Origin of the sequence: Kitasatospora sp. NPDC056783 (assembly GCF_042789895.1) — a bacterium.
Classification (GTDB): domain Bacteria; phylum Actinomycetota; class Actinomycetes; order Streptomycetales; family Streptomycetaceae; genus Kitasatospora.
This window is the reverse complement of the sequence record NZ_JBHUAF010000419.1, coordinates 1-7,266: the sequence shown is the minus strand read 5'-3', so window position 1 is coordinate 7,266 and position 7,266 is coordinate 1. Positions and strand designations below refer to the sequence as shown.

The 7,266-nt window shown below is 71.1% G+C and carries 9 protein-coding genes; 4 read left to right on the top strand and 5 right to left on the bottom strand.

Annotated features, from left to right (window positions below; all coding sequences use genetic code 11):
- Positions 1 to 54: 54 nt before the first annotated feature.
- The 5 genes from ACFRMQ_RS35570 to ACFRMQ_RS35550 all read right to left on the bottom strand — a co-directional run bounded on the left by ACFRMQ_RS35570 (position 55) and on the right by ACFRMQ_RS35550 (position 4,085).
- Entirely contained in the window at positions 55 to 1,290 is a 1,236-nt protein-coding gene (locus ACFRMQ_RS35570) for an MFS transporter (protein ID WP_380734947.1), read from the bottom strand.
- The gene (locus ACFRMQ_RS35565) at positions 1,287 to 2,258 is read right to left on the bottom strand and encodes an LLM class flavin-dependent oxidoreductase (protein WP_380734946.1); all 972 of its coding nucleotides are present in this window, start codon (positions 2,256 to 2,258) and stop codon (positions 1,287 to 1,289) included. Before ACFRMQ_RS35565 ends, ACFRMQ_RS35570 begins: the two co-directional genes overlap by 4 nt.
- On the bottom strand, positions 2,255 to 3,253 hold the full coding sequence (locus ACFRMQ_RS35560) for an FkbO/Hyg5 family chorismatase (protein ID WP_380734945.1): 999 nt from the start codon (positions 3,251 to 3,253) through the stop codon (positions 2,255 to 2,257). Before ACFRMQ_RS35560 ends, ACFRMQ_RS35565 begins: the two co-directional genes overlap by 4 nt.
- A gap of 1 nt (position 3,254) precedes the next feature.
- Complete coding sequence (locus tag ACFRMQ_RS35555) at positions 3,255 to 3,887, bottom strand: DsbA family protein (RefSeq protein WP_380734944.1); 633 nt, start codon at positions 3,885 to 3,887, stop codon at positions 3,255 to 3,257.
- 72 nt (positions 3,888 to 3,959) lie between these two features.
- Positions 3,960 to 4,085, bottom strand: coding sequence for a hypothetical protein (locus ACFRMQ_RS35550; RefSeq protein WP_380734943.1), 126 nt, complete (start codon positions 4,083 to 4,085; stop codon positions 3,960 to 3,962).
- Between the two features lie 103 nt (positions 4,086 to 4,188).
- On the opposite strand from ACFRMQ_RS35550, the gene ACFRMQ_RS35545 reads away from it, so the two are divergent.
- From ACFRMQ_RS35545 to ACFRMQ_RS35530, 4 genes are all read left to right on the top strand, one after another.
- Entirely contained in the window at positions 4,189 to 4,638 is a 450-nt protein-coding gene (locus tag ACFRMQ_RS35545) for a MarR family winged helix-turn-helix transcriptional regulator (protein ID WP_380734941.1), read from the top strand.
- A gap of 279 nt (positions 4,639 to 4,917) precedes the next feature.
- Positions 4,918 to 6,387 (top strand): AMP-binding protein, encoded by a 1,470-nt coding sequence (locus ACFRMQ_RS35540; protein ID WP_380734940.1) that lies wholly within the window; start codon positions 4,918 to 4,920, stop codon positions 6,385 to 6,387.
- The gene (locus ACFRMQ_RS35535; RefSeq protein ID WP_380734939.1) at positions 6,384 to 6,653 is read left to right on the top strand and encodes an acyl carrier protein; all 270 of its coding nucleotides are present in this window, start codon (positions 6,384 to 6,386) and stop codon (positions 6,651 to 6,653) included. The genes ACFRMQ_RS35540 and ACFRMQ_RS35535 overlap by 4 nt, the downstream gene beginning before the upstream one ends.
- A 144-nt stretch (positions 6,654 to 6,797) precedes the next feature.
- The gene (locus tag ACFRMQ_RS35530; protein ID WP_380734937.1) at positions 6,798 to 7,172 is read left to right on the top strand and encodes an ectoine synthase; all 375 of its coding nucleotides are present in this window, start codon (positions 6,798 to 6,800) and stop codon (positions 7,170 to 7,172) included.
- Positions 7,173 to 7,266 lie beyond the last annotated feature (94 nt).

The window sequence follows — 7,266 nt, the reverse complement described above, 5'->3', positions numbered from 1 at the left end:
ACGTCGGGCCGGGTCCGGGGGGCCGAGGGGGCGCGTCGTCGGGGGCGCGGCCGGTCAGGAGGACGACACCGGCGACGGTTCACGACGCTCCTCGACGGGTGCGCGCACGCGTGTCGAGTTGATCAGGAACACTCCGGTGAGCGCCGCCACGGCGGTCAGGGTCGCGAAGAAGGTGGACGAGGCGGCGATTCCGGTCAGGTCGCTCAGGTAGCCGGTGAGGATGGAGAGGATTCCGGCGAACAGGTAGCCGCCCGTGCTGAGCGCCGCGTTGGCCTCGGCGAGCCGGGTGGCGGGGACTTCGGTGCCCAGGCGGGAGAAGCCGCCGTACTGCCCCATGCCCTGGCCGACGCCGGCGAGGACCGCCGCGAGGGACAGGAGGGCCAGGGAGTGGGCCAGTACGGCGGCGGCGGTGCCGAGCATGGCGGTTCCGGTGACGATCCCCGCGGTGCTGAGGATCCGGCCCAGCGGCAGCTTCTTGATCGCGAACTGGATGCCGGTGGACGCGCCGAACATCATGAAGCCGATCCCGCCGGTCACCAGCCGGTTGCCGGTGTGCAGGAGGGAGGGGAGCAGGAGCGGTCCGAGGGCCAGCAGGAGGGAGGTCCCGGTCATGCCGGGGATGTAGGCCATGAGGCTCGTGGTGAGGCCGCGGCGGTTGGCGGGGGGTACCGAGGGCAGGCGCAGCCAGCCCGTGGTGGGCGAGCCGCGGGGGGCCGGCGGGGGTGGCGGGTGGAGGGCGTACACGATGGCCAGGGCGGACAGCAGCAGGAGGGCTTCGAGTACGAACACGGTCACGGTGGGGGCCGGCCAGTACTGGGAGACGCTGCCGCCGAGCAGCGGGCCGGCCGCCAGGCCGGTGCCGATGGCCACCGACGCGGCGAGGACCGCCTGCGGGCGCCGCTGCGGGCCTCCGACGTGGGCGACCGCCGCGGTGCCGGCCGAGAGCGCCGCGCCGACCGCCACACCGGTGAGCAGTCGCGCGACGATCAGGGTGAGCACGTGGGTGGCCGTCATGAAGAGGGCGCAGGAGACGAGCCCGGCGGCCAGGGCGGGGACCATCACGCGGCGGGTGCCGTACCGGTCGGCCAGGGCTCCGGTGAAGGGCAGGGCGAGGAGCAGTCCGCCGATGTAGGCGGCGAAGACGACCGTCGCGGTGCCGGTGGAGAACCCGAGGCGGTGCTGCCAGACGCCGAGCAGCGGGGTGGGGATGTTGGACAGCATGAACACGGCGGTGATCGGCCATGCCGCCGCCCACAGCACCCGTGCCGGGGCCTGGGGCGGGCCGTTCACAGGCCGCGGAGGAGCGGCAGCAGTTCCTGCGCCGTCCGTCGCAGCGCGGTGCGGTAGCCGGCCTCCGTCAGTTCGTCGGTGGGCAGGCGCAGGATCAGGTGCCGGGCGCCGTTCTTGACGTACCGGCCCAGCCAGTCGGCGACCTCCTGCGGGGTTCCGCCGAAGATCCCCTGGGTGGTGCGCATGGTGGTGAGGGGCAGGCCGTAGTAGGCGTGGAAGTAGGACCACAGGGTTTCCTCGGCCTGTTGACGGGTGCGGTCGACGGCGACGGAGAGGTAGGCGGCACCGGTGACGGCGTCGGCGGGGCGGCCCGCCTCCTGGCGTGCGGCGGCGACCTGGTCCCAGCCTTCGCCGTACTTCTCGGGAGTGGTGGAGGTGGGCATCCAGCCGTCGAAGTCGCGGCCGGCCCGCCGCAGCATCTTGGGGCCGGAGTGGGCGATCCACAGCGGGGGGCCCTGCGGCTGGTGCGGCAGGGGCAGCAGGGCCGCGTCCTGGAGCCGGTAGTGCTTGCCTTCGTAGGAGACGGGCTCGCCGCGGGCCGCCCACAGGGCCTGGCAGATCTCGACGGTCTCCCGCATCCGCCCGAAGCGGGTGCCGAAGTCCAGCCCGTAGTTGGCGAATTCGCGTTCCGTCGCGGGGGAGGCGAAGCCGGATCCGATGCCGGCGATGAGCCGGCCGGCGGATATCCGGTCGAGGCAGGCCAGTTCGTGCGCCAGGTGGACGGGGGCGCGCAGCGGCATGAGGACGGCGGTGCCCAGCTGCAGCCGCTCGGTGGCCGTGGCGGCCGCGGCGAGGGCGAGCAGCGGGTTCATCCGTGAGCGGGCGAGGGGGGATTCGCCGGCCCAGACGGAGTCGAAGCCGGACTCCTCGGCCAGGGCGGCGATCGAGGCGAGGTTGCGGGGGTAGGGGCCGTCGTCGATGACGGACTCGCGTCCGGGCAGGACGATGCCCACCTTGAGGCCGGTCACAGGTCCCACCCCCGGGCGGGGACGATGCCCTCGATCTCGACGAGGAGGTCGTCGCGGCAGACGGCGACGTTGAGGTACTTCACCTCAACGCCAAGACCAAGCGTCTCTTCGCAGACCGCGCGTACCGCCGGAACATCGTCTTCATGCCGTACGTACACCTTGATCATCCGGAGGTCCTTCAGGTCGTGGCCCGCGTCCTCGATGCCCTGGGCCGCGAGGTTCTCGCGGGAGACGAGGTGGGCGATGTTGGCCAGGGTCTCCCGGGTCTGCCGCCGGACGTCGCCGTGGTGGACGGTCTCGTGGCCGAGGATGGACGCGGTGCCGGAGACGTAGAGCGTGTCGTCGAGCAGGGTGGCGCGGGCGAAGCTGGGCGACGTGGGGCCGTACTGGTCGGGGTAGTGGTAGGCGGCGGTCTGCCGGCTGTTCTCTATGTGCCGGGGCGCACCCCTCTTGGTCGCCAGCAGGCAGAAGGCGATGCCGCGGCCCTGGGTGCCGATCCCGGTGGCGGCGGGAAGCTGGGCGGTGCTGTCGCCCATGAAGGTGTGGAACGCCTGGGCGCGGCCCTGGACGAAGTCCTGGTAGACCTCCATGCCCTCGGCGTTGGTGCCGACGATGTCGCCGACGAAGTTCCACATCCGGAAGATGTGGCTGTAGTCGAGGTGGTCGACGAGGGCGAAGGCCTTCTCGTACAGGGCGCGCACCGGCGGGGTGTAGACGCCCTGTTCGGGGATGAGCCCGGCGACGAAGAGGTGCCGGCCGTTGTGGGCGTAGGCGTGGTCCTCGCGCACGGTCCAGCGCGGCCGGCCCGTCACGGTCCACACCTCGCGGAAGGCGTCGCCGCCGGTGACGGCCATCGGAAGGGCCAGGTCGGGGTGGCCTTGTTCGCCGCGGGTGAGGCCGGAGGTGCCGCCGAAGGTCACGGTGGCCAGGACGTGGCGGTCCTGCTCCGCGAGCGGCGGCTGGGTGACGGGGGTGAAGTGGGCGCGGATGGTCATGTCAGCAGCCTCCGTCGATGCCGCACGCGGCACCGTAGACGATGTCCTGGTCGGTCTGCGCGGCGAGGATCGCCTTGCGCAGCTGGTCGGGGCGGGGGACGCCTTCGATGCGGGTGTCGCCGACGACGATGGTGGGGACGGCGCGGACGCGGTGGGCGGCGGCCTCGCGCAGGGCCTCCTGGTGCTTGGCCCGGTAGGTGCCGCCGTCGAGGGCGGCGCGGAACTCGTCGGCGTCCAGGCCGATGTCACCGGCGAGCGCGGTGAGGACGTCGGGTTCGCCGAGGTCCTGGTCCTCCTGGAAGAAGGCGCGGAACACGCGCCGGGTGTACTCGGTTCCCCGGCCGTGCTCGGCCGCGTACTGGTAGCCCTCGAAGGCCAGCCGGGTGCGGGGCTGCGGGGAGACGGTGGGCAGGGTGATGTCGACGCCCAGGCGACGGGCCATCGGGTACACGGCTCGCTGCCAGATGGCGGGCAGGTAGTCGTCCTCCGGCCGGAGGGTGGGCTCGGGATGGGGGTGGAGTTCGAAGGGCTTCCACTCGATCTCGACGTCGAGGCCCTCGATCGCCTCCTCCAGCGGGCCTTCGGCCAGCATGCAGAAGGGGCAGACGTAGTCGGACCAGATCTGGATCTTCACGGGATCACTCGGCCTTTCCGGCCGGTCAAGGGGCTCCCGGAGCGGCACTGCGTGCCCTCGATCGGGTGTGCGTCACCTTGAGCGGCCGTGCGGTGGGTCGGTGGAGACGGCGGAGCGCGGGCCGAAGTGGCCGAAGCTCGTGGTGCCCGGGGTCTTGCGGGCGGAGGTGTACATCAGGGAGATTGCTTGTACGTGCAACCAAGTTTGGTGCGTGAGCCCCTGAATGCGTAACTGGGGACGCCAGGATCTTGTATGCGCATGTACTCTTCTGTCAAGCAACACCTCTGCAAGGGAGGCATCTATGGCAACTACACAGCACGCGCCGCTGCGCACCTCGGACCAGGCCGCCTGGAACCGGGTGCTCGCGCTCCACGCGCACGTGGAGCGGGAGCTGGCCCTGGCGCTACAGCGGCGCCACGGGATCGGACTGTCGGAGTACCGCTCGCTGGAGCACCTGCACCAGTCCAAGACCAGCGAGCTGCGGATGCAGGACCTGGCCGACCGGGTCGGCCTGGGCCAGTCGTCGGTGACCCGCCTGGTGGGCCGCCTCGAAACGGCCGGCTTCGCCTTCAAGGACCTGTGCCCGTCGGACAAGCGCGGCGTCTACGCGGTCATCACGGACGAGGGGCGCCAGCGCTACCAGGCGGCCCGCGCCACCTACGCGGAGGTCCTGTCGTCCGCGCTGAACACCTTCACCGCCGATCGCGAACTGGGCCCCACCGTCCAGGCGTTGCGCGCGACCCAGGTCTGACCCGGGCCCAGCGCGGGCGCGCCGTGCGGCCGCCCCACCCGCTCCAACCCCACCCCGAACGCAGCCAGCGTTCGGGGTTTTCGTTTGGGCGCGCAGGCGAAGTTGGGGCATCAGTTGCTTGAGCAAGCAATTCGGGTGGTCTGGGTCACACCCACTTCGGCAAGTGCATGCTTGACCAAGCATGGACCTCGGCGGGTAACTTCTACCTCGACACCGCACGATTCGAACAGCCGACCGACACCCGCTGACGGAGGCTGAGCCGACCGCGAGGAATCCGCCGTGCCATCGCCCTTCCTGACCGAGACCGTCGTCGCCCACGGCGACGAACGGCCCCACCACATCGCTCTCCACTTCAACGACCAGGCCGTCACCTACGGCCGGCTGGCCGACCTGACCCTGGGTCTGCGCGGTCACCTGTCACAGCTGAACCTCCCGGCAGGCAGCACCGTGTGCGTGCCGGCGCACAAGACGCCGCAGACCATCGCGCTGCTGCTGGCCGTCTTCCAGGAGGGCCACATCGCCCTCGCCCCCTCTCCTGACCTGGGCAGCGACGCGCTCCAGCGCCTGGCACACCAGGCGAGGGTGTCCCACCTGCTCACCGCGACCGCCGACGGCGCGCTCACCGCGACGCCGGTGCGGGCCGAGGAAGGGGCCGCGGAGGGGTTCGCGGTGGCGGATCCGGAACGGACCCGGCTGCTGCTGACCACCTCCGGCTCGACCGGCACCCCCAAGATCGTGCCGATCGAGACCGCAGGGTTCGACGCCTTCGCCGACTGGGCCGTCGACGAGTTCGCGCTGACGCCGGACGAGACCGCCCTGTCGTACGCGCCCCTCAACTTCGACCTCGCCCTGCTCGACATCTGGACCTTCCTCCGGCTCGGCGCGAGCGTCGTCCTGGTGGAGCAGCAGCGGGCGACCGACCCCGCGTACCTGGCCGGGCTGGCCGCCCGACACCGGGTCAGCTTCGTGCAGGGCGTGCCGATGATGTACCGGCTGCTGCTCGAACAGGGCGGCTCCTTCGCCTCGGTGCGCCACGCGATCTTCACCGGTGACCGGATGCCGGCCGACCTCCTGCGACGCGTCGCACCCGGGTTCCCCCGCGCCGCCTTCCACAACGTGTTCGGCTGCACGGAGACCAACGACTCCTTCATCCACCACGTCGACCCCAACGCCTTCGACGGCCCGATGCCCATCGGCCTCCCCATCGACGGCACCGACGCCCTGGTCGTCGATGCCGACGGCAGGCCCCTCGCCGCGGCCGGCACCGGTGAACTGCTGGTGTCCACGCCGTTCCAGACCGGCGGCTACCTGCGCCGGGACCTGAACGACGCGGTCTTCACCCAGCTGGAGGGCCGGGTCTTCTACCGCACCGGCGACATCGTCACCCGCACCACCGACGGCCTGTACTTCCTCGAGGGGCGCGCGGACTGGCACGTGAAGGTCCGGGGAGTCCGCACGAACCTGCAGGAGGTGGAGAACGTGATCGCGGCTCACCCGGACATCGCGGAGGCCGTGGTCGTCCCCCTGCCGGACCCGCAGGCCGGAGTGCGCCTGCACGCCCACGTCACCCGGCGCCGGGGCAGCGAACTCACCAGCCTCCGGCTGCGCAGCCACCTGGGCCGACAACTGCCCCGCCACGCCATCCCGGCCTCGGTACACCTCACCGCGGCCCCGTTGCCCCGCACTTCGACGGGCAAGCCCGACCGAAACCTGATCAAGCAGACCCTCATGAAGGAGAACGAAGCATGAGCACGGCAACCATCGCCACCGAGGTCCGGACCTACGTCGTGGCCCAGTTCCTGTCCGGCGAGGACGCCTCGGACCTCACCGGCGACTACGACCTCCTCGACTCCGGCGTCATCGACAGCCTCGGCCTGGTGAAGATGCTCTCGCACTTCGCCAAGGTCTACCAGCTCCCCATCGACGACATCGACTTCGGGCCGGACGACTTCCGCACCCTCGACGCCATCGTCGCCATGATCTCGGGCCACCAGCCGGCCGCGGCCGCCGCCTGACCGGCCGTTCCGGCCGACCGCACGGACCGACCGAGCACACCGCACCGACCTGCCGCACCGACCTGCCGCACCGACCGAACAAGCGCATCGACCGACCGCACCGCACCGACCTGTCGCACCATCCGATCCCGAAGGAGAACCAGAATGTTCACCCGCAGCCTCGATGATGTCGCCCCCGTCGAGTGGGGCAACGGCCTCAGCTACCGGCTTCTGACCAAGCGTGACGGCATGGGCTTCGCCGTCGCGGACACCCTCGTCCGCAAGGGCACCTCCAGCGCCCTGCAGTACCGCGAGCACCTGGAGGCCTGCTACTGCATCGGCGGGTCGGGCGAGGTCGTCGAGAAGGACGGCACCCGCCACAAGATCGTCCCGGGCACCATCTACGTCCTCAACGAGCACGACCCGCACCACCTGATCGCCTCCGACGACGAGGACCTCCACCTGGTGTCGATCTTCAACCCGCCGATCATCGGCACCGAGAAGCACACCCTCTCCGAGGACGGCTACTCCCAGTACTGAGCCGTCACCCTCTCCGAGGACGACAACTCCCCGTACCGATCCGCTATTCCCTCCGGCCGCCGGTTCACCGGCCCCGGCCCGAAGCCCGCACCCC

What these genes read in the sequence shown, in the direction of transcription:
- ACFRMQ_RS35560 (WP_380734945.1), bottom strand. Translation starts at nt 3,253, where the DNA reads ATGACCATCCGCGCCCACTTCACCCCCGTCACCCAGCCGCCGCTCGCG.
- ACFRMQ_RS35545 (WP_380734941.1), top strand. Translation starts at nt 4,189, where the DNA reads ATGGCAACTACACAGCACGCGCCGCTGCGCACCTCGGACCAGGCCGCC.
- ACFRMQ_RS35535 (WP_380734939.1), top strand. Translation starts at nt 6,384, where the DNA reads ATGAGCACGGCAACCATCGCCACCGAGGTCCGGACCTACGTCGTGGCC.
- ACFRMQ_RS35530 (WP_380734937.1), top strand. Translation starts at nt 6,798, where the DNA reads ATGTTCACCCGCAGCCTCGATGATGTCGCCCCCGTCGAGTGGGGCAAC.